The sequence below is a fragment of the Legionella geestiana genome, from assembly GCF_004571195.1.
Taxonomy (GTDB): Bacteria; Pseudomonadota; Gammaproteobacteria; order Legionellales; family Legionellaceae; genus Legionella_B; species Legionella_B geestiana.
This window is the reverse complement of sequence record NZ_CP038271.1, coordinates 1,629,666-1,654,239: the sequence shown is the minus strand read 5'-3', so window position 1 is coordinate 1,654,239 and position 24,574 is coordinate 1,629,666. Positions and strand designations below refer to the sequence as shown.

Sequence of the window (24,574 nt, the reverse complement as noted above, 5' to 3'; positions counted from 1 at the left end):
TACTATAGTAACTGACGTACAATCAGTCCAATATTCCCGGTATCTCGTAAAGAAAGAGTAAAAATCATGCCTGATTTGAGCCATGAAGGGTCGTGCCAGTACTGGTACGAATACGTTGACCCCATGATTTATCGTGTAATTACCTTCATGGAGAGCGTGGAGGAATGGACGGCCGATGGCAATCCTGAACTGGAAGAGGCCATTGCCAAACTCGGAAAAGCGTTGGATGATATTGAAAAGGTGGACATGAGTTCGCTTGGGCATGAAGATGACTTTGTGCGCCTTGTGGGCAACATCAAAACCGGAAGAGGGTTGCGCCTGCTGCAGGCTATCGACATGGTGCATCCCGGCAGTGCATCGCGCGTGCTCGTGCATGCCGAGGAAAAGACACTGGGAAGCCATGATGCTGCCGGTTTTTTCCTTAAACGCAACATCGTGTTTGAACGCCTGCGTCTTCTTGGGCGGGTGTTTTGTGAGTACCGCCTTAACCTCGTACAACGTGCTCTCGAAGGGGAAGAATAATGCGATTTCACCGCCGTTTAACACTCTCTGCCATGCTGACACTGGCCGCAGGAAGCGTTTTTGCCGACGATATCACCGATGCGGCGCAACAACAGACCGGCGACAATACTGGCAAGCTGGTGCAATATCTCCAAAACCTGGGAACATATTTTGGATATAATATTCAAACACCCGCAGTCAGTGACGCCTCCCAGCTGAGCGACCAGCTGCTGAATATCAACAGTACGGCCGCCCTGCAGCAGTATGTCTATTTCACCGTACTTGGGGCCACACCGGTAAATGCGCTGACTCAGGCACTTGCGAACTTCGCACCCTCTTCGCTCTTTTCTCTCAATGACAAGGCGAATGCCACATTTGACCAAAACTACAACAGTGGCTCAGGCAGCCAGGGTGCGCTGACCATAAGCCCCCTCATCGACCAGCCTGCAAGCCCGACTCCGCCTGAACCCGTCTCGCAGGCCTTGCTCAACATCATGGGCACCCCGGACTACAGCTTTTGCCTTGACGGCAATAATAACTACATCTGTGGCAACAATAGCGACACTAACTACCTCTTCCAGTACAAGGTCAGCGCCAATGTGATTGGACAGGTTCCGAGCACCTATGATTTCTTTTCATCAAAGTACATTAACGGCTTCCTGAGTCAGGTGAACGGCAATGCGCTGCTTGGCCCCATGGTCTACAGTAACGAATCTACTAGCGAAAACTCCGGCAACCAGAGCGGGCTTAATGCAGAAAATCAAATGGAAGTGGCGCAAAACTTTATCCGCTACGTTACCGGCGCTGTCGCCCCCATCAGCCTGCCCTCACGTACAGCCTATGATAACCTTTACAGCCAGATGATAAGCACCGACAGCAGCGTGTCGCAGGCCACAAAGGTTCAGGCTCAGGCAACACTTGCGAATTACCTTGCCAATCTTCGTGTCTATGCCGCACAGAATTCAGTCGCTATCGGCAACCTGTATTACATGCTCTCAAGAAGGCTTCCGCAAAAAATTTCAGGAACGGGTGCCGGCTCTGATCTTTCCGCACAGACCAGTCAGGCCATGAGTGAATACAACATGTCGACGTGGAGACTGTTTAATCAGCAGCAGCCTGGCACCACCACGCAGTGGATGAACCAGATTAACACCGCTTCCGCTGCAACCGTGCAGAAGGAAGTGGCGATACTGCTTGCGGAAATGAACTATCAGCTCTACCTGAACCGCGTTCAGCAGGAACGTCTTTTGCTGACGGAAACCGTTCTGCTGCTGCAAAACAGCAAGGCGGCACAACCGAACGCAGCGCTTGGCACCTCCGGCAGCACCAGCTCCTCAGATGACAGTGCATCTTCAGGCGGCAATGACAACGCTCCAGATGATTAATCCAGAGCGTCAACACTTGCCGAAGCGCGCCGCCCCGCTGCTTCGGCAAATGCTTTTTCAAGCTTCTCCATCACCGCATCCACACTCACCAGTTCCATGGTTTTTTCACCATGCGCATGCGTCCCCCAGGGACAGGTTTCCGGTGTCTTTTTAAGAACCTGAATCACGGCTTGCGGGTAACAGTCTACCGCGAGATGCCTGAACGTATAAGGCCCTGAGACCTCGGAGCTGGTCACCGCATGCAACGCCACCACCGGCGTGTTGACGGCTGCCGCCATGTGCGAGGGGCCGGTATCCGGACAGAGTAAAACATCACCTGCGGCAATGACTGCGAGCAGCAGTGGCGGGCGCGTTTTCCCCACCAGATTGGTCACGGGAACTTCGCTGGCAATGGTATCTGCCATCTCCCGCTCAAGGACACCAGGCCCGCCGGTGAGCACAACGTTCACATTAAACTGCGCCTTTGCGCGGCGAATGGTTTCAATGTAACGGTCAAGCGGCCAGCTGCGCTCAGGCTTGCTCGCCGCGGGATTGACCAAAAGTATCGGTCTGCCCTTCGGCAAATGCGCCTCGGCAAAGGCACGCGCTTCCTCGGTTATCGGGAGATCCCAGCGAATGTCATACTCACTGACGCCAAGTGCTTTCGCAAATTTCAAAAAGCTCTGAAGCGTGTGCTCGCGTCCCGGCTCCACTGTTTCATGGATAAACCACCGGTGCCCATCCTTTCCACGCAACGCGTCATAACCGATTTTACGCTTTGCTGAAATCAGCGGATAGAGCAGGTTGGCGCGAAAACTTGCCTGGGGCGCCAGCAGCACATCAAAGCTTCGCGTACGCATCAAATTTCGAAACTGCCAGTAATCCTTAAGCGACTTTGGTTTATCAATAACGATAAATTCAACGCCATCAATGCCCTCGACAAGACTGGCTGCCGGCTGGGAGATCACCCAGGTAATGGCGGCATGCGGGAAATGCTTTTGCAGCGTGCGCACAAGCGGCACCAGCATCAACACATCCCCAAGCGCTGAGAGCCGAACGATACAAATGGACTGAATCATGACTGTAGAACGTATACGGTGCCACAATAAGGGCAGACTTCCCGTCCGGTTTTATCAATTGGCAGGAATACCCGGGGGTGCATGCTCCAGAGTGTCATCGAGGGGTTGGGGCAATAGAGCGGCAGCGCATCACGCGTAACCATACAGGGCGTGTTTGCCGCATCTGCGGGCTTTGGAGGGGTGGCATTGCTCATGTGTTTCTCCGGTACAATGATTACCCGGAATTATCTAATATTTCTGCACTAAAGGCCATGACTTCGCGGACATGTTCGGGGTCGTCCGGGGCAAAAACATGCGCATCAGGCCAGGCTCGCAGCCATGTCATCTGTCGCTTGGCAAGCTGTCGCGTGGCTTCAATGCCTTTTTGCGCTAAAAGATGCGCCTCAAGTCTGCCGGCCAGATGTTCAAAGACCTGTCGATATCCCACCGTGCGCATGGATGCACTTTCAGCGTCTAAGTCCCATCGCGCACAAAGGCTTTTGACTTCCTCAATAAAACCCGCCTCAAGCATCTCTGTAAAACGCTGACCAATTCGGGCATGAAGCCAGTCACGCATTTTGGGCAACAGGACGAGATTAACAGAGCGGTATGTGTGCTGTGGCCCGGCTGTGGCACGCATGGCAGAAAAAGGCCTTCCACTTAAGAGGCAGACTTCCAGTGCGCGCAGTATGCGCTGTGTATCATGGGGATGAATGCGCGCGCCTGATACAGGGTCAAGGGCTTTGAGTCGCTCGTGCATGTGCACAAGCCCTTTTGTCTGCGCTTCACGGGTCAGGGTCGCACGTAACAGGGCATCGCTCGGCGGCAGCTCGGACAGGCCCTCTTGAAACGCACGAAAATAAAGCATTGTGCCACCGGTGAACAACGGGTAATGACCGCGGGCGAAAATTTCTCCGCACACCTTTTTTGCATCTTCACAAAAAGCGGCGGCGGAATAGACTGAGTCGGGATTAATGATGTTGATGAGATGATGCGGAAATTGCGCCAGTAAGGCGGGTTCAGGCTTCGCAGTCCCAATGTCCATTTCGCGATAGACGAGCGCTGAATCCACACTCACAATCTCAAAAGGAAAGCGTGCTGCAAGCTCGCAGGCAAGCGCTGTTTTTCCAGAGGCCGTAGGCCCCATGAGGCAAAAAACGGTTTCAGGCATGCAAGACTCCCTCACACGCTTCAAGTGTCAGCAACTTACAAAAAGCTGGACGCGATGCTTCTGCGTGCAGCAAGTGACTGAGCAGGTCCTGGCGCAGGCTGTCACTCACCTGACGCGCGTCCACGTCTGTACACGCACAAAGCCAGTCCCGCATGGCGGCGTCATCCCGCACTCTCTGCGGCGTAAAGCTTTGAAGGAGGCGCCCCACATCAAGATGCGGCAGAATGACCGGGAGCGAGCGTACAAGCCACTGCTCTGCGCCCGCCTGGTCAAGGCTCAGGCCAAATTGCGTGAAACGCGCTGCTGCCAGGTGCAGGGCCCGAGTCTCAGAAGGCGGCACTGCAAGACGTACCGGTACCAGCAGAGGACGCGATGCCAGTGGATAAGAAGCCGTTTCCAGGAGATTTTTAGTCCAGTCAGCAACCAGTGCCTGCACATCTACCCACCAGACATCAAAGCCTGCAAAAACGATGCAAAAACGGGCATTAAGCGCCACCCAGCGAAACGATTCCGAATCGGTTGCAGGTGTGAGCCGCGCAGGCTCGCGTAAGGCTGAAACGGTCGCGCTTCCCGCCTTTTTCAGCGTTGATAGCGGACGTTTTTCTTCTTTTGCAAGTGCATTGCGAATCGTTGATACCAGAAAGTCATGCACAAGGCGCGGCTCGCTGAAACGCAGTTCATGCTTTGTCGGGTGCACGTTCACATCCACAAGTTCTGGCGGCAGCTCTAGATACAGAAGACAAGCGGCATGCGTGCCCGGGTGCAGCCGCTGCTCAAAAGCCTGACGCAGCGCATGCAGCAGCAGCTTGTCGCGCACCATGCGCTGGTTGACAAAAAACCATTGACGGTCATTCTGGCTACGCTGAAACCCCGTTCCGCTCACCCAGCCTGACAGGCGCATCGGGGCCGACTCTGCATCAATGGCGATATTTGCGTCCGCGAATGCCTTGCCAAAAATTTTTTGCATGCGTGTTTTAAGCCCGGTCTGTGCGGAAAAGTCGAGCATGGTTTTGCCGTTGTGGCGCAGCGTAATGGCGATGTGTGGGGCGGCAAGCGCAAAACGGCGCACCAGCGCATCAATAGCATCAAATTCGGCACGCTCGGATTTAAGAAATTTTTTACGCACGGGTGCGTTATGGAAAAGATCGCACACTTCAATCGTGGTACCTTTCGTGCGCGCGGATTTTAAAAGCTGCGTGCCATGCGCCTCACACACGAGGGTCGTCGCATGCTCCGTGTCAACGGTGCGTGAAGTTATCTGCAGGCGCGATACGGAGGCAATGCTGGCAAGCGCTTCCCCGCGAAATCCCATACTGGTCAAGCCTGCGAGGTCACTTAAGGTTCGCAGTTTGCTGGTAGCATGGGCTGATACGGCGAGGATGAGGTCCTCCGGCACAATGCCGCGGCCATTATCAATGACGCGAATACGCGACATTCCGCCGCTCGACAACTCAATCACAATAGCGTCACTGCCAGCATCCCACGCATTCTCCAGTAGCTCTTTGACCACGGATGCCGGCCGTTCAATCACCTCGCCCGCAGCTATCTGGTTGGCGACTTCGGGGGCCAGTTGAACAATGCGGGACACTGGCGGGTAAGGCGTGCTCATGATCACCCAAGTCTTCCTGAGCTTTTTTGTACCATGGCTTCAATGCGGGTGCCATGTGGCGGGTTTTCCCAGAAATAGCCCTTGATGCCTCGGAAAATTGCCTGCGCGAGCTGCTGCTGGTAAGCGTGGCTCGTAAGATTGCGCTCTTCGCGCGGGTTGGAAATAAATCCGGTTTCAACAAGAATCGAGGGAATGTCCGGCGATTTCAGTACCATAAAACGCGCCTGTTCGACCCGTTGATTATGCAGACGGGTAATGCCGTCGAGATTTCGCAAAACCGCCCCCCCCATCTTCAGGCTTGAGCCGATGGTTGCTGTTTGGGAGAGGTCGATAAGGACGCTGCGCACAATGCCGCTCTGGTCATCAAGGCCTTTCAGGTTAACGCCGCCAAGCTCCGAGTAGTTTTCTTTCTCTGCAAGCCAGCGTGCCGCTTCACTGGTCGCCCCTGTCTGAGAGAGGGCAAACACGGAAGCGCCATTTGATTGCTGATTGATAAACGCGTCCGCATGAATCGACACAAAAATATCGCCATTATAACGCCTCGCAATAGCGAGGCGCTCGCGCAGACCGACATAATAATCACCCGTGCGCGTCAATACCGCGCGCATTCCGGGCTGGCGGTCGATGGTTTGCTTAAGTTTCAGTGCGATGGCAAGTACCGCGTGTTTTTCTGCACTGCGTCTTGGTCCAATGGCGCCGGGGTCCTTGCCACCATGACCGGGGTCAATGACAACGATAACATCACGCGCACCGCGTCCGGGCGCGAAAACAGGCGTACTCGCACGTGGAGCCTCTGCAGGCGTACGTGCGGCTGTCTGCATCACACGTGTCTCCGGCGCTTTAGGTGCCTGCACGCGTGCAGGCACTGGCGCGACAGGCGCATTCTGGCGCACGGGTACTGGGCGTGCCGCGGCTTTGAGGGTTTGTGTGGCAAGCTCTACACGCAGATTCCAGCGCGAACCGGCACCGGGCGATTCGCCGCTGCTGACCACAACCGGTCGGTCCACTTCGAAAACCAGTCGCAGGGTTTTAGGGTCAGGATTACCGCCCCGCACCCGGCGCACGTGACCGGCAGCTGCCGCAATGGGCGGCAATGCACAGGCCAGGCGCGTGTTGGCAAAATCAATGACTACGCGGTCAGGGCCTGAAAGTGCGAAGGCGCGGTGGGTGAAATAGCCCTCTCCTGAAAAATACAGGTAGGTTTTATCACCGGTAGGCTTTACCGAAACCGACTGTAGCGTGGCAGCAAACGCAAGCGAACCACAAAGACTAAAAATCAGCCATAACCGTGTCAACCATGCGCTCATAAGCCCCCCTCAAGGCCTTCAAGAATCTGTTTCCCTCTGAAACTTTCGGCTTTCATGCGAGCATGTCTGCCATCGCCTGCAGGTTCAAGACTAACTTGTAAATCAGGCTTTCCGAGCATGCCGCCACCATGCTCCGGCCACTCGATGAGACACACGGCATTCTGGCCGAGGTATTCGCGAAAGCCGATAAATTCAAGCTCCATGGGGTCATGAATACGGTATAAATCAAAATGATGAACGGTACACGGCGTACAGTCATACGATTCCACAAGGGTATAGGTTGGGCTTTTTATGGCTGAGGATACCCCATGGGCGCGCAGCATGGCACGAATCAGTGTCGTTTTTCCGGCACCAATGGGGCCTGTAAACGTAATGAGTGCCGGCGTATTCAAAGCGTGAACCAGGCGCACGCCAAGCTGAACAGTAGCCGCGTCATCATCGAGAAGGATGTATTTTTCAGTCGTCATTGTGCATTGACTCCCGCACGCAGCCCGGCAATCACATCGCGCGCAAGCAGTCCGCGCTCGCCACCGGCGCGCGCGGCCGTATCCGCGGCAGTCGCGTGCAGCATCACGCCCGAGGTTGCAGCATCAGCAAGTGATAAGCCCTGCGCGAGCAGCCCGCCCAAAACACCGCTCAGCACGTCTCCCATGCCGGCACTGGCCATGCCGGGATTTCCGGCGTCGCAAAGAAAGGTGTCACCGGCTGGTGTCTGCACCAGTGTACGCGCCCCCTTAAGCACAATAACGCCTCCGTACTGCTGCTGCAGGCGGGTCAATGCCTTCAGGCGGTCTGCCTGGACGGCCATGCTGGATATACCGAGCAGTCTTGCGGCTTCACCGGGATGCGGCGTGAGAATCCAGTTGTCGTCATATTGGGGCATTTCAGCAAGGAGCGTCAGTGCGGACGCGTCTACCACGGTCGGCAGCATGGAAGCGATGGCAGCCTGAAACAGCGCCCGCCCCCAGGCATCCGTGCCAAGGCCAGGCCCAAGTACACAAACGCTGGCCCGCGCCAGCAGGGGCTGTAAATCCTGTGCCGTGTCAATGCCATGCACCATGGCTTCGGGCAGACTGGCACAGGCATTCACATGTTCAGGCAGTGTGGCAATGGTTACCATGCCGGCACCAACCCGCAACGCCGCCTCTGCACTCATGCGAATGGAGCCAGGCATACCGCTTCCGCCACCGATGCAGAGCACGTGCCCGTAATCCCCCTTGTGCGTATTGCGTGCGCGCTGAGGCAGGACTTTTTGCAGCAGCGATGCCTCAAGCAGGGTCGCTGCACGTGCGCCGGTATCAAGGCAATGGGCGATGTTCAGGCAATCCGATATGATTTCTCCGCAGCAGTCAATGCCATCGCGCAGGTAAAGGCCGAGTTTGGGCGCCACAAAGCTGATGGTAACCGTGGCTTTGACTACTTCACCCAATGCCTCACCGGTATCAGCGGCCAGTCCTGAAGGGATGTCGAGCGCCAGCACCGGACGGGCGTACGTGTTGATAAGCGATATGGCCTGCGCAAAAAGACCTGATGGCGCATCACGCAATCCTGTGCCCAACAGTGCGTCTACCACTAAAGACGCCTCCATCTCTTCAGCGTCTTCAAACTCCCGGACTGCTACACCGCGCTGGAGGGCTTTGAGTGCGGCCATGCGTGCTGTTTCAGGTAAGTCTTCCGGAGCTTTGAGAGCAAATACGGTTACGGGAATGTGCCGCTCATGAAGAAGGCGCGCCAGCACATACCCATCACCAGCATTGTTGCCGGCGCCACAGAAGATGGCGATAGACTCGGCTTTGGGAAAGCAGGTGTTCAGGGTTTCAAGAGCGGCCGCTCCGGCGCGCTCCATAAGCACGGACTCAGGAATACCGGAGGAGCATGCCTTCTGCTCCGCTGCACGAATTTCAGCATTACGATAAACCGCCGTGGCACGCATTTGAGACGTCTCCTCATTAACGAGATACGGCATTCACTTCACGAGTTTCAGGGAAGGTCTCGTACGTGACGCACCCTGAATGTCCGAGGCAACAGGCGTTGTCGGCGGTGGCTCGTCATACTCTTCACCAAACTCCATGCCGCGCCCGTTTTCTTTGGCATAAATCGCCAAAACTGCTGCGGGCGGCACAAAAATCTGTGTGGTCATCCCGGAAAAACGGGCCGTGAAGATAATCTTGTCATTCTCAAGGTGCAATCCGCGGCAGGCCTGCGGTGAAATATTGAGGATGATGCGCCCGTCAATCACGTGTTCTTCCGGCACCTGCACGCCCGGCCAGGTGGCGTTCACGACGAGATACGGCGTCAGCGCATTATCGACTATCCAGTCGTACATGGCGCGCACCAGATGCGGTTTGGCAGAGGTCATGCTCATTTCAGGCTGCCCGCAACTGTCTCTCGACGTCCGTAAGGCTCGTCTGAAAGGCTTCGCGCTGGAAAAGCCGCTGCATGTAGGCGTTAAGGGCCTTCGCACTTGCCGGAATATCAACGGCAAGCTGTGGCAGACGCCACAGAAGCGGTGCCAGTGCGCAATCAAGCAGGGAAAATTCTTCACTCAGAAAAAACGGCTTATCCGCAAACACCGGCTCAAGACTCACAAGACTCTCCTGCAGGTAGCTGCGCGCTTCCACAGCATTCTGGCCTTTGCGAATACGTGCCAGCAAATCATACCAGTCATGTTCAATGCGGTGCATCATTTTACGGGCTTCGGCACGTGCGACCGGGTATACTGGCAGCAGTGGCGGATGCGGGAAGCGTTCATCAAGGTATTCCATGATGATACGGGCCTCATAGAGCACCAGCTCACGGTCAATCAGCGTGGGAACCGTACCATAGGGATTCACGGAACGCAGCGCCTGCAGCGCTTCGCCGTCATCTGTGGCGAGAATTTCGACATTCACCCCTTTCTCGGCCAGCACAATACGAACCTGGTGACTGTACACATCATCACCGTCGGAAAACAGTGACATGACTGTGCGCTTTGCTACTACGGCCATCATTTGCTCCTCATCGAATACTTGCCCGAACAGGCACGGGTGACACAACCGTGCAATTCTATCACAAAAGACATCAGCGTGGTGTGTCTGTCTCCTGCTTTTGCGCGCTTAAAATCCGCTTATGAATATCTTTTTTTAAAGCGCGCACTACGAGAAAAAAAAGTCCCAGAAAAATCAACGCACCCACGCCTGTACGATAACGCACCAGCTGCACAGGCTCTGCCACGTAGGCGAGAAAACTGACGAGGTCATCAAGCGTATCTTCAAACTGCTCAGGCGTCATGCTCCCCTCACCCACCCGCACGAGGTGCGCATGCCGCGTATCTGCCTCGGTTACGGATTCAGGGACATGAATCACACGGCCTCTGAGCGGAGCAAAAACGTTTGGCATGGCCACGTTTGGCACCAGCAGATTATTGGTGCCGAAGGGGCGGGTACTGTCAGCATAGAAACTGTTAAGATAGGTGTATACCCAATCCGCGCTCCGGCGTCGCACCACAAGGCTTAAATCCGGCGGCACCACACCAAACCACTGTCGTGCATCCGTGGGCGGCATGCTGATGCGGATGGGGTCGTTAACGCGTGCGCTGGTAAAGATGAGGTTATTTTTAAGCAGGTCGTTATCGGGGCGCCCGTCAAAGGTAGTCAGTCCAAGATCGCGCCCCATGCGCTGATAGCGGAGATATTTGAGGGAGTGGCAGCCGGAGCAGTAATTCATGAAGACCCGCGCACCGCGTTGCAGACGTTTGGTGTCGCGCACATCGACATCCGCACGGGCAAGGGGCACACTCGAGGTTGCTGCAAAGCCCCCCCCAAAAATCCCGAGAAGAAGTGCTGCGAAGGTAATTCGCTTAAGCATGCGCATGCTCCTCTTCAAGATGTTCTGGCGGCGTTTTACAGGCTTCAAGGCGCGTATAAAGCGGCATCAGCAGAAAGTAACCGAAATAAATGGCCGTGCAAACCCGCGCCGTCCACAATGCGGGAGGCGTTACTGGCAGGGTACCGAGGTAACCAAGTATGGCGGTACTCAGTACAAAAAGCATAAGCGCCACACGCGAGGCCCATCCTTTATAGCGCATTGAGCGCACTGGACTTTTATCAAGCCAGGGCAGGAAAAAAAGAATAACAATGGCTCCCCCCATGACCGCTACGCCAAAAAGCTTATCGGGGATGGCACGCAGCATCGCGTAAAAAGGCGTGAGATACCAGACTGGCGCAATGTGCTCTGGTGTCACCATCGGGTTTGCAGCCTCAAAGTTGGCATGTTCCAGGAAATACCCTCCCATCTCCGGGAAGAAAAACACCACTGAGAAAAAAAGCATGAGAAAAACAATGGCACCGCTGCAGTCTTTTACTGTGTACCATGGGTGAAACGGCAGAGTATCACGGGTCGGCGCACGCCCGTCTTTCGGTTTACGGATATCAATGCCTTCGGGATTATTGGAGCCAACCGCATGCAGCGCTACCATGTGCAGCCAGACAATCATCACAAACAGCAGCGGAATGGCAATCACGTGCAGAGCAAAAAAACGCTGCAGGGTCGCATTTGCCACGGTAAAGTCGCCCCGAATCCAGGTCGCCAGCGAATCACCAATAAAAGGAATAGCGCCGAAAAGTGAGGTAATCACCTGTGCGCCCCAGTATGACATCTGCCCCCAGGGCAGCAGATAGCCGAAAAAAGCTTCACTCATCAAAAGCACGAACAGCAGCATGCCAAGCAGCCACACGAGCTCACGCGGCTTTTTGTAAGAGCCATAAAGCAGCGCACGAAAAATATGCAGATAGATGACAATGAAAAATGCCGATGCGCCGGTGGAGTGGGTGTAGCGCAGTATCCAGCCAAAATGCACATCGCGCATGATGTATTCGACTGAATCAAAAGCGCCTTTTGCCGAAGGCGTGTAAAACATGGTCAGCCAGATACCGGACAACAACTGAATGACCAGCACCAGCAACGCCAGAGAGCCGAAGTAATACCAAAAATTTAAATTTCGCGGCACATGGTATTCACTTGCATGTGCTTTCCAAGTCTTTGCCAGTGGAAAGCGTGCGTTGACCCAGTCTGACAATCCCTTCATGCCCACAATCCTTATGCTTTATCTTCACCAATGACCAGGGTGTGGTCGTTTTTAAAATGGTACGGCGGCACTTCCAGATTGATGGGCGCCGGCACACCGCGAAACACCCGTCCGGCCAAATCGAACGTGGATCCATGGCAGGGACAGAAAAAGCCGCCCGGCCAGTCAGGCCCGAGCTCATTGACATCCGGTTCATACTTTGGCGAACAGCCAAGATGGGTACAAATACCTATGAGCACCAGATACTCAGGCTTAATGGAACGGTAGCGGTTTTGGGCATACGCCGGCTGCTGGGTCACAAGGGATTGCGGGTCGCGCAGCTGAAGTTCATTGTCGGCCAGATGTTTGAGCATTTCATCGGTACGGCGAATAATCCATACCGGCTTGCCGCGCCAGGCAACCGTAACCTGCTGCCCAGGCTCCATTTGCGACACATCCACTTCCACCGGGGCACCGGCGGCTTCGGCTTTCGCACTCGGAAACCAGGACCCTGCGAGCGGCGTTAATGCGCACAGTGCGCCTGCACCCCCAAGAACGGCGGTCGCCGTCATGAGGAATTCACGCCGCCCTTCATCCACAATGCCTGAGTCATCTGGTTTATCTGTGCCGTTCACGCCACGTCCTGTTTTTAAATACCGCCAACCTTATTCCTTTATAACAAAGAATGCACGCATTTTAAACGGGTGAGGGAGAATCCACTGGCGCACTGGATGAAGAAGATATGCCATTAAGCTCGGTCAACAGCGTCACCGTTTCTGGAGCCGGTTTCGGAGGGGGTGGGGCGCGATGGAAAAAACGCTGCTCCCCGAGGCTTGACTGTATGCAAAGGCGCGATGGATTCTGGTTTAAATCACGCTCAAAACTGAGACAATCCTCACCATCCATAAAAACATCGTGACTGACCTGGCGAAGCCTGCGTGCCTTGCTGCCCGCTTCCTTGACCCAAAAGTCTCCCTGCTTATGACGAATCAAAAGCTCTCCAAAAGCGCCGACGAGCTTGCTGGTTTTCATTCCGCGCCCGCTTATCGGGCGAAATAAATCGTTGAGGGTCCAGTCGTTATCAACAGATAATGCGTCTTTTAATGCACACCAGCTGTAGTTACTCTCCTTTGCTGACTGCTCAATGCCTCCCAGTATCGCCTGTTGCCAGTGCTTCAGAGCGCGCGTCAGTATCCGCTTCACCCGTTCATATTCAAGCCCGGCACTTTGCAACGCAAAAAGGCTCATTTGCTGCATCAAATCCATCTGGTGGGACTGCATGTTTCGGGTCATTGACCGCAAAGCGGCGTATACGGCCTGTAAAGCCTCTACAATCGGAACTTCATGTGGCGGGTCTTTGAAGATGCGCACATTTTTTAACAGCGCCATTTGCACTGATTGTAAGCGCCTCGCATATTGTCCGAGATAGTTGATGTAATTGAGCATCAGCGTGCTGCTCCATCTTGCCCGCTCCCGACACAGGCGTTCATGATGCAGCACGCGGGTGGTATAGGACACATCAATGGGTTCAAGTCGGTGCAGCAGCGGATTAAAATTTTCCACGCTGTTTATGCCATTGACTTCCAAATGGGTTTGCAGCTTTTCAGGGTACTCAGAAGCCTTATAAACCCGATTAGCCCATGGATCACAAATAACCGCTGCCTCTCCCCATGTTGCAGGGTCACAGGCATCACTTCCCGGCTCCCGGTTCAACAGCAAAAAAGCATGATCGCCTCCGCTGATGCAATAACCCTCAGCGTAAATGGCGGCGTTCTTCAGCACAAATTCAAATGCCATAATCATCAGCTCTTCGCAGTTGCCAACCTTCATGTGCGAAAGAATTGCAACACGTGTCTCATGGATTTCCAGCATGTGTGGCATTGAAATTACGCGCCCCTCCAACGGGTTTGGTCGATAGCGAAAAAGAAAACTCCGCTCCTGTTCAACCCAGTCATTGCGCAGTTGAAGCTCATCTGGAGGCAGCGAATTATACTCGATGGCCGTGGAGCCCAAAAGAACATGCTCTCTTGCAAACGCACAGGCGGCCTCGGCTACCTTGAGTGCTTGAGCGATGCTGTAGCGTGGCTTTAGTCCAAGTGGCAATGGGCATGGCGATGCCGATTTGAGTGAGGCATCGAGGATTTCAAGCTCGAAGGCCAGCGCATGGATATGCTTTCCAAGGTGCGTTGCAATCTCAAGGGAAAAGGGGTGTGAGAGATGCATTCTGTATGTGGTGGACGCGTGTGTTGAGGATGCCTCCAATGAATCTTCATTGGGCGTGATGGGAAGGTCTTGCAGAGTGATGCGCACAATCGCCTGTTGCAGGTTTTTTAAGATATCAAAGCAGCTTCCAATGACAATCAGCCCTGGCGAATCCGCTCCATCCGCCAGCACCGAAAGTGTGTTTTTGGGAATTTTTTGACCCAGCAGTCTGGTTATCAGTTCGTCGGTGTGAGCGATAAAATACAGCTTAATGGGACATTCTCCAGCAGGGCGTGTCCTCATTCCATAATATGGCTGCAAATGCGGCGTTTTGGTGTCATATCATGAAATGAGGACTCGCCATGGTATTAATTTTGATTGTTTTGATTAACTGTTAGATTGTATCAGCTTTAATAAAGCGCAACAATTGCGGCAGGCAGCGAAAAGATAGCCTACACTTCAGGCATACCAATCCTCTGGAGTCACGCATGCGCAGTATCGATTTAGAAACGCATTTCTACACGCAGGCGGCCTTTGAGTACCTCGCATCCCGCAAGGCATTTCCCCGTCTTGAAGAGGGAAAATATCCGGGCATTCACTACCTTCGCTTTAACGAAACGGTCACATTGGTGCATGATGAAGCGTTTATCAGCCGCCTGTGTGATATGGGTGAACAGCGCATTGCCATGATGGATGCGGCGGGCCTTGATGTGCAGGTTTTAAGTTTCTCAACGCCCGGGCTTGATGAGTGCAGTGAAAAAACATACGAGACGCTCACCACCATGGCGCGGATGCATAATGATGTGCTGCATGAAGCGATAAAACGGCACCCGGGTCGATTTGAGGGGTTTGCAACCCTTGCCTTGCAGTCGGTGAAAGAGGCGGTACTGGAGCTCACGCGGTGTGTATCCACTCTGGGATTTAAGGGCTGGCTGACACATGCCAATTATGGCAAGGACATCTACCTTGATAACCGTCAGTTCTGGCCATTACTGGAGGCAGCGGAAGCACTCAACATCCCGGTTTACCTGCATCCAACAATTCCTCAGGGGGCTGAATATGGCCAGTATGGTTTCGCCCTTGCAGGACCGGCGCTTGGATTTCAGTTCGAAACCTCGCTCTGCCTGCTGCGCATGATTTATGCGGGCGTCTTTGATGCCTTTCCAAAACTTCAAATAATCATCGGCCACCTTGGGGAAACCCTGCCGTTTCTCGTGCCCGACCGCATTGACTGGGCCTATGTTAACCCGGGACTTTCAAAACTGCCCGCATTCATCGATTTACGCCCTAAAATTGACAAGACTCCATCTGAAGTGCTGCTGAATAATGTCCATGTCACCACCAGCGGGCGTTTTTCCAAAGCTGCACTGGATTTTGTTATACGCGTGATGGGAATAGACCGGGTATTGCTTGCGACTGATTATCCCTATGAAGACCTGCAGCGCTCCATGGATTTTATACGTAACTGTGGCCTTACCGATAAAGAACTGCGCAAGATTTGTTTTGAGAATGCACAGAATATGGGATTTGGTCTGAACGGATAAAACGATGGTTTTTAGCCGCACAAAAAAACCGGGCTTTGAAGCCCGGCTTGGAAATACTCGATAGTTTGAACGCTCTGTAGCGAGCAAGCGTATGTGATTAACGCTTGGAGTACTGCGTAGCTTTACGGGCTTTATGCAGACCGCACTTCTTACGCTCAACTTTACGTGAGTCACGGGTCAGCAACCCTTGAGCACGGAGTTTGCGTCGCAGTGAATCAGGACGTGGCTCAGCATCTGCCGGTAAATCGTGCTCATCGTATTCGACCAGCGCGCGGGCGATACCTAAGCGAACAGCACCTGCCTGTCCAGATATGCCACCACCACTTACGGTGATGTACGCATCAAATTTATTCAGCATGCCAACCACTTCAAGGGGTTGACGCACGACCATGCAGGACGTTTCACGACCAAAGTACTCTTCAGGAGAGCGCTTGTTAATCTGAATGTTGCCTTTACCTGGTCGCAAGAAAACTCTGGCGGCGGAGCTTTTTCTGCGTCCGGTACCATAGTATTGCTGCATCTCGGCCATAATCGTTATTCCTCAGTCAAAAGTGGTTTGGGTTGTTGCGCAGTGTGTGGGTGCGCCTCTCCCGCATAGACTTTCAGCTTGCGGTACATTTCACGACCCAACGGATTCTTTGGCAACATGCCCTTGACAGCCAGCTCGATAATGCGCGCAGGATTTTTTTCCTGCATTTTCTCGAACGACATCTCTTTAATACCGCCGGGATGACCACTGTGGCGATAATACATTTTTTGTTTGAACTTTCGGCCTGTGACCGTTACTTTTTCGGCGTTGATGACGACGATATAATCCCCGGTGTCAACGTGGGGGGTATATTCCGCCTTGTGCTTGCCACGCAAACGTCTGGCTATCTCGGTCGCCATGCGGCCGAGCACCTTATCTGTTGCATCAATAACGAACCAGTCACGCTTAACTTCGTGTGCCTTGGCGCTGAATGTTTTCATTAAATTAACTCCGTACCGCCACTCTGTTTTAAAATCTTTTAATTCTGGACGGGCGATTCTAACCAAAATTCTATCATCCTGCAAGGGAAAACCAGGGGATTTACACGATAAGGCTTATGAGGGCTCATCCATCAGCAGGCGGGTCACTGTTTCTCCCCCCACCAGATGTTTTTCAATGACCTCATCAACATCAGCTTCTGTATGGCAACGGTACCACACCCCTTCTGGATAAATAACCATGCAGGGCCCCATTGCACAGCGGCCAAGACAGCCCGTCTTGCTGGTACGCAGCATGCCGGGTCCCTGCAGCCCCCGCTCAAGCAGGCGGGTGCGAAGGTACTCAAAGGTTTCTGCCGCACCTTTTTCAGCGCAACAGGCTTTACCACCCGGTTTTTGATTAGTACAAACCAGAATATGCCGTTGATAATACCCACTCACGCGTTACGACCTCGCTTCAATTCGGGTTTTTAATTTCAGGCCCGGCTTGAAAGTAACGACCCGTCTGGCCTCAACCGGAATTTCTTCACCGGTTTTGGGATTTCGACCAGGCCGCTGGGGCTTGTCACGCAGGGTAAAATTGCCAAAACCGGACAATTTTACATGCTCGCCACTTTCCAGCGCCAGACGAATTTCTTCAAAAAACTGTTCAACCATCGCCTTGGCATCCGTCTTGGAAAGGCCTATTTCACTGCACAGTGTTTCCGCAATACAGGCTTTGCTCAGCGCATTCACGGTCATTCCCTCAGTGTTATTGATAATTTTTCTTCCAACGTCCTGATTATAGCACTGATTATTGCATTAATCCCGGCCTCCTCCAGAGTTTTTTCCGGGTCCTGCAGACACAGCGAAATTGCGATGCTTTTATGGTCAGGCGCAATCCCTTTTCCCTCATAAACATCAAATACCCTAAACCGGCGCAAAAGTGCAGCCGGTACTGCCGAGCGAACTGCGGATTCCAGCTCAGCAACCGTCACGGTGCGAGGTACAAGAAGGGATAAATCACGCCGAATTTGCGGGAAGCGCGATATGGGTTGATAACGTTTATCCGCCTGCGACTGTAAGGCCGCCACTTCCAATTCAAACAGCACAACATCCGCCGTGCAATCCAGTGCATCGAGGAGGCGTGGGTGTAATACCCCGACCCAGCCGGCTGGCGTGCCGTTTATCAGAATCTGTGCCGATTGCCCGGGATGCAGTGCATCGTGTGTTGCCGCACAAAACTGTACATCGTTGCAGCCAAGTTGCGCAAAAAGTGCCTGCAAATCACCCTTCACATCAAAAAAGTCAGCAGGACGCTCTTTTAGACTCCAGTTCGACTGCGGATGCGGCCCGGTTAAAAGCCCGCCGACATTGAGATGTTCAGTCAATAGGCCTTCATCCAGTCTAAAAACCACCCCCATTTCAAAAAGACGCAGCGCCTGCTGCTGACGATGGGTGTTATAGAGCATGCTGGCAAGCAGTCCTGGCCAGAGCCCTGCACGCATGTGCGACATGTCAGAAGAAATGGGGTTTAAGAGTTCGAGGGCGGACGCTTTCGGATAGACAGCCTGCTGCAGCTCATTATCCACAAAACTGTAGCTGATGGTTTCCCGGTAACCGCGTCCGCTTAAAAAAGCGCACAGGCGCATCGACATTGCTTCGCCGGCACAAACAACGCCTGCACGCGTACCGCAGTCAGAAGCCGTCTGCGGCAGATTATCATAACCGGTAAGCCTCACTACTTCTTCCACGCAGTCAACACTCAGCCGTATGTCAAAGCGATGAGCCGGAACAGTAATTTTCCAGACAGGAGCCGTGGTATCGACCTTCATGCCAAGGCGTAAAAGCTGTGAGTGCATGGTTTCATTTGGCACCTCAAGTCCCGTCAGGCGCCTGACATCCTGCGGATTAAAATCCACAGTCGAGAGCGCAGGAATGTGTGCCTCTGCCCGCTGGCGAAGTACTTCTCCCGGCGTGCCGCCGGTGATTGAGAGGAGCAGCTCCGTCGCGCGCTCAAGCATTTCTTCCTGAATCGTGAAATCAACACCGCGTTCATAACGCTGCGCGGCATCACTGCTCAGGCCGAATCGGCGGGCAACACCGGCAATCGCCTGCGGTGAAAACCAGGCGCACTCGAGGAAAACATCAGTCGTTTCTGCGTCAACGGCGCTCTCGCGTCCTCCCATGACTCCCGCAATTGCAAGGGGTTTTTTCTCATCGGCAATAACAAGAGTACGGCTGTCAAGCGTAGCATTTCCGCCATCCAGAAGTTCGAGCTGCTCCCCGTCCTGAGCTCGACGCACGCGAATGCCACCTTCAATGCGCGCAAGGTCAAAGGCATGCAGCGGCTGCCCCCATTCAAGCATAATATAGTTGGATACATCGACCACCGGATGGTGTGGGCGGATACCCGCGCGGCGCAGGCGCTCGCGAAGCCAAAGCGGCGATGTTGCGTGTGGGTTGATATTGCAAATGACACGCCCGTAGTAAATTGGGCAGGCGGTGGTATCAAGAAGCGCTATATCCCGTTTGACATCCGTTCCGGGTCGGCACGGCGCAAAAGGCGGCCTCGTCACCGGCAGGGAGGTAATGGCGCCTGTTTCTCGGGCAAGACCGGCCACACTCAAACAATCGGCACGATTGGGGGTGATACTGATTTCAATCACGTTATCGTCAAGCAGCAGATAATCGCGCAGATTCATACCGACAGGCGCGTCATCGTCGAGCTCGATAATGCCACTCGACTGAGCGGCAAGTCCAAGCTCACTTTCAGAACAGAGCATGCCAAAGGATGGCTCGCCGCGGACTTTTGCCTCGCGTATCACCATGCCATTTGGCAAAACCGCTCCCTCAAGGGCAAGTGCCACTTTCAGTCCACGCCGTACATTAGACGCACCACATACAACGCGCAGCACACCACTGGTGCCTGAGTCTACCTGACAAAGGCTCAGCCGGTCAGCCTGGGGGTGACGCTCAACTGACAAAACATGCCCGACAACCACATGGTCAAAGTCCCCGGCAACCGGGGAAACATTTTCAACTTCGAGGCCTGACATGGTAAGTACATGTGCAAGCGCTTCCTCTGTGAGCGGAGGATTAACCCATTCACGCAACCACATTTCACTGACTTTCATGTATTCCCCGCGATTCCATTAAAATTGGCTTAAAAAATTAATATCGTTTTCAAACATGGCACGCAAATCGTCGATGCCGTAATAGAGCATGGCGAGCCTGTCCATGCCCATGCCAAAGGCATAGCCCTGGTATTCGTCTGGAGAAATGTTAACAGCGCGCAGCACATTAGGATGCACCATCCCACACCCCAGCACCTCCAGCCAGCCTGTGAATTTACAGGAGCGACAGCCCTTTCCGGAGCAGCTGGTGCACTCAATATCAACCTCGGCAGAGGGTTCGGTGAACGGGAAGTAAGAAGGGCGAAAACGAAGTGCCAGTGTACGCCCAAAGAAATCTGCAAAAAAATCCTGCAAAAGCGCGCGCAGAGCGGCGAGGGTTGACGATGTGTCGATAACGAGCCCTTCAACCTGGTGAAACATCGGCGTATGAGTGACGTCTGAATCGCAACGATACACGCGCCCCGGCGCTATCAGGCGCAGAGGCGGAGCCTTGGTTTCCATGACATGCACTTGAACCGGTGAGGTATGCGTCCGCAAAAGCCTGCCATCGCCAAAATAAAAGGTATCGTGCATGGCGCGCGCTGGATGGCTGTCAGGAATATTCAGCGCTTCAAAATTGTAAAATTCAGTTTCAATTTCCGGGCCTTCGACAATGTCAAAGCCACGTTGTGCGAAGTAATTGACAATGCGCTGCCGTACGCGTGTCACTGGATGCAGTGAGCCGGTGTCCGGCAGTCGGCCCGGCAGTGTCACGTCAATGCGTTCGCGTTCAATGCGTTCGCTCGTGGCGGCTTCTCGCAGTTCAATGAGTCGCTCATCAATTCGGGCGGCGAGGACACGTTTAACATCGTTGACCTTTTGCCCTGCAAGGGGTTTCTGGTCGGCGGGAAGGCTGGCAATGGCCTTGAGCAAATCCGTCAGTCTGCCTTTTTTTCCAAGGTACTCTACGCGTACCGAATCCAGTGCCACAAGATCGATGGCAGCGTTAATGGCGGCCAGCGCCTGCTGCTCGAGTTCCGTAATATCCTGCATAAATCAGCCTGCCTTCAAAAAGAACCGGGCGCAGCGCGCCCGGAATCGATAACAGTTTACGTTACAACAAGAGTCAGTCTGCCAGTGCAGCCTTTGCCTGCTCGGCAACCAGGGCGAATCCTGGCTTGTCAAAAACCGCCATATCAGCAAGCACCTTGCGGTCAAGCTCGATATTGGCTTTTTTGAGGCCGTCAATCAGGCGGCTGTAACTCAGCCCGCATTCACGCGCCTGCGCGTTGATACGGGTAATCCACAGTGCTCGGAACTGGCGCTTTTTCTGACGGCGATCGCGGTAGGCGTACTGACCTGCCTTGATGACCGCCTGTTTGGCAACCCGATAGACCCGACTACGGGCACCGTAATAACCTTTGGCCTGCTTAAGAACCTTCTTATGGCGTGCTTTCGCGGTAACTCCGCGTTTAACTCGTGGCATTGCGCATTCTCCCCTTAACTACCGTGCAGCATACGTTTGGCAAGACGTGCATCACACGCTTTCAGGATACGAGCTCCTACACGCAGATGACGTTTTTGCTTGGTGGATTTTTTCGTCAGGATGTGGTTCCGGTAGGCTCCACGTCGTTTGACGCCACCATTGGCAGTGGGTTTGAAGCGTTTACTCGCTCCACGATGTGATTTTAACTTCGGCATACATTGTACTCCGCATTCGTTCAATACAGGTTATTCTTGTAAACAGGCAAAAAACAGCCATACGCGTGCTGTTTGCGCTTGCCTTGAATAACCCTTTGGGTTCAGGTGCAACGTTGATTCAACAAAGAACTAACTGCTGCCCTACTTCTTTTTAGGCGACAGCACCATCAATAACTGGCGACCTTCACGTTTAGCCTGTTGCTCGACGACGGCCAGTTCCGCCGTATCCAGCTGCAGACGCTCCATGATTTTCATGCCAATGTCCTGATGGGCCATTTCACGGCCGCGAAACCGCAGTGAAATTTTAACTTTGTCGCCATGATTCAGGAATTTTATCAGGTTGCGTAGCTTGACCTGGTAATCCCCGTCTTCCGTCGTTGGACGGAATTTTATTTCCTTGACCTGAACCTGCTTCTGCTTTTTCTTCGCTTCCGCCTGTTTCTTGCTCAGTTCAAAGAGGTATTTGCCGTAATCCATGATGCGACATACCGGCGGTCTTGCCGTAGGAGAAATCTCCACCAGGTCAAACCCGCCTTCTTCGGCCGCACGCAAGGCTTCACGCGTTGATACTACCCCAACCTGGTTGCCATCAGCATCAATCAAGCGTACTTCCGATACATTGATTTGCTCATTCACTCGTGCGCGATCACTGTCACGCTTGTTTGGTGCACTAATGGTCTCACCCTCCTGTCAGGTTCCTAAAGCGCCCGCTTTGCCGCCATCTCGCGGGAAAGGTGAGCGCACAATTCGTTAATTGTCATCACGCCTGCATCAACACCCTCTCGCGTACGTACCGAGACGGTGCCATTTTCAACCTCTTTGTCGCCAATGACGAGCAAATAAGGAATTTTATGCAGAGTGTGCTCGCGGATTTTAAATCCTATTTTCTCATTTCTCAAGTCCAAATGTACGCGAAATCCCTCTTTTTGTAAAATTTCGTACACTTGCAGGGCACGTTCATGCTGTTTTTCACTGACGGTAAAGAGTGCTGCCTGTTGGGGCGCAAGCCAAAGTGGCAGCTTTCCGGCATAGTGCTCAATCAAAATACCTATAAATCGCTCAAAAGACCCAAGAATGGCACGATGAATCATGACGGGGGTTACTTTTGCGCCATCTTCCGCGACATATTCGGCATCAAGTCGCTGTGGCATGGAAAAATCGACCTGTATCGTGCCGCACTGCCAGATACGTCCGAGGCAGTCGGTCAGTGAACATTCAATTTTAGGACCGTAAAATGCTCCCTCACCAGGCGCATCGACCCACTCAATGTTCTGCGCACGCATGGCGGCCTTCAGCGCCTCTTCCGCCTTATCCCAGACCTCATCGCTGCCCACCCGCTTTTCGGGGCGAAGCGCAAGTCGGTACTGGATGGATTCAAACCCAAAATCGGTATATACGGAGCGCACCAGCGCCAGCATCGCATCAACTTCTGATTGAATCTGGTTTTCGGTGCAAAAAACGTGGGCATCATCCTGCACAAAATTGCGCACGCGCATCAAGCCATGCAGCGCACCCGAAGGCTCGCATCGGTGGCAATTGCCAAATTCAGCAAGACGCAATGGCAAATCGCGATAACTTTTCAACCCCTGATTAAAAATCTGCACGTGGCAGGGGCAGTTCATCGGTTTGATGGCATAGTGGCGGTTTTCTGTTTCAGTGACAAACATGTTGTCGCGAAAATTATCCCAGTGCCCGGACTTTTCCCAGAGACTGCGGTCAACCACTTCCGGCGTACGCACTTCAAGATAGCCATATTCGTTAAGACGTGCACGCATGTAATCCTGCAGGGCACAATAAAGCGTCCAGCCATGCGGGTGCCAGAACACCATGCCAGGTGCTATGTCCTGGAAATGAAAAAGCCCCATGGCTTTACCAAGCTTACGGTGATCGCGCTTTTCCGCTTCTTCTAAACGGAGCAGATACGCTTCAAGGTCTTTTTTAGTGACCCAGGCTGTACCATATACGCGCTGCAGCATGGCGTTTTTCGCATCTCCGCGCCAGTAAGCACCGGCAAGGCGCGTCAGTTTAAAGGCTTTGATAAACCCGGTTGATGGCACATGCGGACCACGGCATAAATCTTCAAAATCGTCCTGACGGTAGAGTGAAAGCGCCTCGCCCTCGGGAATGCTTTCAATTATCTCGGCCTTATAGTGCTCGCCAAGCCCCTTAAAATAAGCAATAGCGGCTTCCCGCGAGAGTTCACGGCGGGTGACCGGTGTGTTTTTAGCCGCCAGTTCATGCATGCGTGCTTCAATACGCGCCATGTCTTCAGGCGTAAAGGGGCGCTCAGTTGCAAAATCGTAGTAAAAACCGTCCTCAATAACGGGACCGATGGTGACCTGTACCTCAGGGAACAACTGCTTGACTGCCTGTGCCAGAAGGTGCGCGGCTGAATGGCGAATGACTTCAAGCGCTTCAGGCTGTTTTTCCGTGAGAATAACGACACTGGCATCGTCGGTAATAATATGGGAGGTATCCACCATCTGGCCGTTCACACGCCCGGCAATGGCCGCCATGGCAAGCCGCGGGCTGATGCTTTCGGCCACCGCATGCACGCTGACGGCATGGTCGAAGTGTTTGATGCTTCCATCAGGCAGTTGAATGGCTGGCATCTGCTCTCTCCCTTAACGATGCAGAAACAGGTTCTGAAATGGCAAAAAAAAACCCTGAAAAACAGGGTTAAATATGGTAGGCACGAGTGGGATCGAACCACCGACCACCACCATGTCAAGGTGGTGCTCTACCACTGAGCTACGTGCCTGCAATTCGTGCGCTAAGCTGCGAATGGGGGGATTATAGTGAAAGCCTGCACACAACGCAACAGGTTTTGAAACACGAATCACACCAGGGTAAAAATACCCGCTCTCAACCAGACGAGTGGCATCATCACTCTCCTCTTTCAGGGACGCGTGGACAGTTCACGGTGTTCATTGCGTGCCGTACATACAGCATCGATTATTTGGCAACCAGAAAGGACGCCTCCTGAACAATACTTAATAAACTGTTAATGAA

The 24,574-nt window shown here is 53.5% G+C and carries 26 protein-coding genes and 1 tRNA gene; 3 read left to right on the top strand and 24 right to left on the bottom strand.

The window, feature by feature from the left end; translation table 11 throughout:
* Positions 1 to 66: 66 nt before the first annotated feature.
* Both icmW and icmX read left to right on the top strand, forming a co-directional pair.
* On the top strand, positions 67 to 522 hold the full coding sequence (icmW, locus tag E4T54_RS07255) for a type IVB secretion system protein IcmW (RefSeq protein ID WP_028387261.1): 456 nt from the start codon (positions 67 to 69) through the stop codon (positions 520 to 522).
* A complete protein-coding gene (icmX, locus tag E4T54_RS07250) occupies positions 522 to 1,886 on the top strand; it encodes a type IVB secretion system protein IcmX (RefSeq protein ID WP_051551049.1) in 1,365 nt (454 codons plus the stop codon). The genes icmW and icmX overlap by 1 nt, the downstream gene beginning before the upstream one ends.
* Here the strand turns inward: icmX and E4T54_RS07245 are convergent.
* From E4T54_RS07245 to E4T54_RS07185, 13 genes are all read right to left on the bottom strand, one after another.
* Positions 1,883 to 2,944 carry a glycosyltransferase family 9 protein gene (locus E4T54_RS07245; protein ID WP_051551050.1) on the bottom strand — a complete coding sequence of 354 codons (1,062 nt, stop codon included), beginning with the start codon at positions 2,942 to 2,944 and terminating at the stop codon, positions 1,883 to 1,885. The two genes, icmX and E4T54_RS07245, sit on opposite strands and share 4 nt — an antisense overlap.
* Positions 2,941 to 3,138 carry a zinc-finger domain-containing protein gene (locus E4T54_RS07240; protein WP_028387262.1) on the bottom strand — a complete coding sequence of 66 codons (198 nt, stop codon included), beginning with the start codon at positions 3,136 to 3,138 and terminating at the stop codon, positions 2,941 to 2,943. The genes E4T54_RS07245 and E4T54_RS07240 overlap by 4 nt, the downstream gene beginning before the upstream one ends.
* A 20-nt stretch (positions 3,139 to 3,158) precedes the next feature.
* The gene (miaA, locus tag E4T54_RS07235) at positions 3,159 to 4,094 is read right to left on the bottom strand and encodes a tRNA (adenosine(37)-N6)-dimethylallyltransferase MiaA (RefSeq protein WP_028387263.1); all 936 of its coding nucleotides are present in this window, start codon (positions 4,092 to 4,094) and stop codon (positions 3,159 to 3,161) included.
* Positions 4,087 to 5,703, bottom strand: a complete 1,617-nt coding sequence (mutL, locus tag E4T54_RS07230) for a DNA mismatch repair endonuclease MutL (protein WP_035903846.1) — start codon at positions 5,701 to 5,703, stop codon at positions 4,087 to 4,089. Before mutL ends, miaA begins: the two co-directional genes overlap by 8 nt.
* Positions 5,704 to 5,705: 2 nt before the next feature.
* Positions 5,706 to 7,010, bottom strand: coding sequence for an N-acetylmuramoyl-L-alanine amidase (locus E4T54_RS07225; protein WP_051551051.1), 1,305 nt, complete (start codon positions 7,008 to 7,010; stop codon positions 5,706 to 5,708).
* The gene (gene tsaE / locus E4T54_RS07220; RefSeq protein WP_028387265.1) at positions 7,007 to 7,477 is read right to left on the bottom strand and encodes a tRNA (adenosine(37)-N6)-threonylcarbamoyltransferase complex ATPase subunit type 1 TsaE; all 471 of its coding nucleotides are present in this window, start codon (positions 7,475 to 7,477) and stop codon (positions 7,007 to 7,009) included. The genes E4T54_RS07225 and tsaE overlap by 4 nt, the downstream gene beginning before the upstream one ends.
* Positions 7,474 to 8,943 (bottom strand): bifunctional ADP-dependent NAD(P)H-hydrate dehydratase/NAD(P)H-hydrate epimerase, encoded by a 1,470-nt coding sequence (locus E4T54_RS07215; protein ID WP_028387266.1) that lies wholly within the window; start codon positions 8,941 to 8,943, stop codon positions 7,474 to 7,476. The genes tsaE and E4T54_RS07215 overlap by 4 nt, the downstream gene beginning before the upstream one ends.
* A gap of 33 nt (positions 8,944 to 8,976) precedes the next feature.
* Positions 8,977 to 9,375, bottom strand: coding sequence for a ClpXP protease specificity-enhancing factor (locus E4T54_RS07210; RefSeq protein ID WP_028387267.1), 399 nt, complete (start codon positions 9,373 to 9,375; stop codon positions 8,977 to 8,979).
* A 1-nt stretch (position 9,376) separates the two neighbouring features.
* A complete protein-coding gene (locus tag E4T54_RS07205; protein ID WP_028387268.1) occupies positions 9,377 to 9,997 on the bottom strand; it encodes a glutathione S-transferase N-terminal domain-containing protein in 621 nt (206 codons plus the stop codon).
* A 73-nt stretch (positions 9,998 to 10,070) separates the two neighbouring features.
* A complete protein-coding gene (locus E4T54_RS07200; RefSeq protein WP_081776822.1) occupies positions 10,071 to 10,862 on the bottom strand; it encodes a cytochrome c1 in 792 nt (263 codons plus the stop codon).
* Positions 10,849 to 12,075, bottom strand: a complete 1,227-nt coding sequence (locus E4T54_RS07195; RefSeq protein ID WP_028387269.1) for a cytochrome b — start codon at positions 12,073 to 12,075, stop codon at positions 10,849 to 10,851. Before E4T54_RS07195 ends, E4T54_RS07200 begins: the two co-directional genes overlap by 14 nt.
* 11 nt (positions 12,076 to 12,086) lie before the next feature.
* Positions 12,087 to 12,626, bottom strand: coding sequence for a ubiquinol-cytochrome c reductase iron-sulfur subunit (gene petA, locus E4T54_RS07190; protein ID WP_081776826.1), 540 nt, complete (start codon positions 12,624 to 12,626; stop codon positions 12,087 to 12,089).
* 124 nt (positions 12,627 to 12,750) lie between these two features.
* Complete coding sequence (locus E4T54_RS07185) at positions 12,751 to 14,559, bottom strand: hypothetical protein (RefSeq protein ID WP_028387271.1); 1,809 nt, start codon at positions 14,557 to 14,559, stop codon at positions 12,751 to 12,753.
* A gap of 185 nt (positions 14,560 to 14,744) precedes the next feature.
* Between E4T54_RS07185 and E4T54_RS07180 the strand changes: the two genes are divergently transcribed.
* A complete protein-coding gene (locus tag E4T54_RS07180) occupies positions 14,745 to 15,800 on the top strand; it encodes an amidohydrolase family protein (protein ID WP_028387272.1) in 1,056 nt (351 codons plus the stop codon).
* A 97-nt stretch (positions 15,801 to 15,897) separates the two neighbouring features.
* Here the strand turns inward: E4T54_RS07180 and rpsI are convergent, their stop codons facing one another.
* The 11 genes from rpsI to E4T54_RS07125 all read right to left on the bottom strand — a co-directional run bounded on the left by rpsI (position 15,898) and on the right by E4T54_RS07125 (position 24,323).
* Positions 15,898 to 16,329: a 30S ribosomal protein S9 gene (rpsI, locus tag E4T54_RS07175; protein WP_028387273.1), complete on the bottom strand. Its 432-nt coding sequence runs from the start codon at positions 16,327 to 16,329 to the stop codon at positions 15,898 to 15,900.
* Between the two features lie 5 nt (positions 16,330 to 16,334).
* Positions 16,335 to 16,769, bottom strand: coding sequence for a 50S ribosomal protein L13 (rplM, locus tag E4T54_RS07170; RefSeq protein WP_028387274.1), 435 nt, complete (start codon positions 16,767 to 16,769; stop codon positions 16,335 to 16,337).
* A 114-nt stretch (positions 16,770 to 16,883) separates the two neighbouring features.
* A complete protein-coding gene (locus tag E4T54_RS07165) occupies positions 16,884 to 17,207 on the bottom strand; it encodes a (2Fe-2S) ferredoxin domain-containing protein (RefSeq protein WP_028387275.1) in 324 nt (107 codons plus the stop codon).
* Positions 17,208 to 17,210: 3 nt separating this feature from the next.
* Positions 17,211 to 17,501: an integration host factor subunit alpha gene (locus E4T54_RS07160; protein ID WP_028387276.1), complete on the bottom strand. Its 291-nt coding sequence runs from the start codon at positions 17,499 to 17,501 to the stop codon at positions 17,211 to 17,213.
* A gap of 2 nt (positions 17,502 to 17,503) precedes the next feature.
* Positions 17,504 to 19,882 carry a phenylalanine--tRNA ligase subunit beta gene (pheT, locus tag E4T54_RS07155; protein ID WP_028387277.1) on the bottom strand — a complete coding sequence of 793 codons (2,379 nt, stop codon included), beginning with the start codon at positions 19,880 to 19,882 and terminating at the stop codon, positions 17,504 to 17,506.
* Positions 19,883 to 19,900: 18 nt separating this feature from the next.
* Entirely contained in the window at positions 19,901 to 20,914 is a 1,014-nt protein-coding gene (pheS, locus tag E4T54_RS07150; protein WP_028387278.1) for a phenylalanine--tRNA ligase subunit alpha, read from the bottom strand.
* Positions 20,915 to 20,987: 73 nt separating this feature from the next.
* Entirely contained in the window at positions 20,988 to 21,347 is a 360-nt protein-coding gene (rplT, locus tag E4T54_RS07145) for a 50S ribosomal protein L20 (protein WP_028387279.1), read from the bottom strand.
* Positions 21,348 to 21,361: 14 nt separating this feature from the next.
* Positions 21,362 to 21,562 carry a 50S ribosomal protein L35 gene (rpmI, locus tag E4T54_RS07140; protein WP_081776823.1) on the bottom strand — a complete coding sequence of 67 codons (201 nt, stop codon included), beginning with the start codon at positions 21,560 to 21,562 and terminating at the stop codon, positions 21,362 to 21,364.
* A gap of 141 nt (positions 21,563 to 21,703) precedes the next feature.
* Positions 21,704 to 22,237: a translation initiation factor IF-3 gene (gene infC, locus E4T54_RS07135; protein ID WP_028387281.1), complete on the bottom strand. Its 534-nt coding sequence runs from the start codon at positions 22,235 to 22,237 to the stop codon at positions 21,704 to 21,706.
* Between the two features lie 23 nt (positions 22,238 to 22,260).
* Positions 22,261 to 24,174: a threonine--tRNA ligase gene (gene thrS, locus E4T54_RS07130; RefSeq protein WP_028387282.1), complete on the bottom strand. Its 1,914-nt coding sequence runs from the start codon at positions 24,172 to 24,174 to the stop codon at positions 22,261 to 22,263.
* A gap of 74 nt (positions 24,175 to 24,248) precedes the next feature.
* A tRNA-Val gene (locus tag E4T54_RS07125) sits at positions 24,249 to 24,323 on the bottom strand.
* Positions 24,324 to 24,574: the final 251 nt, after the last annotated feature.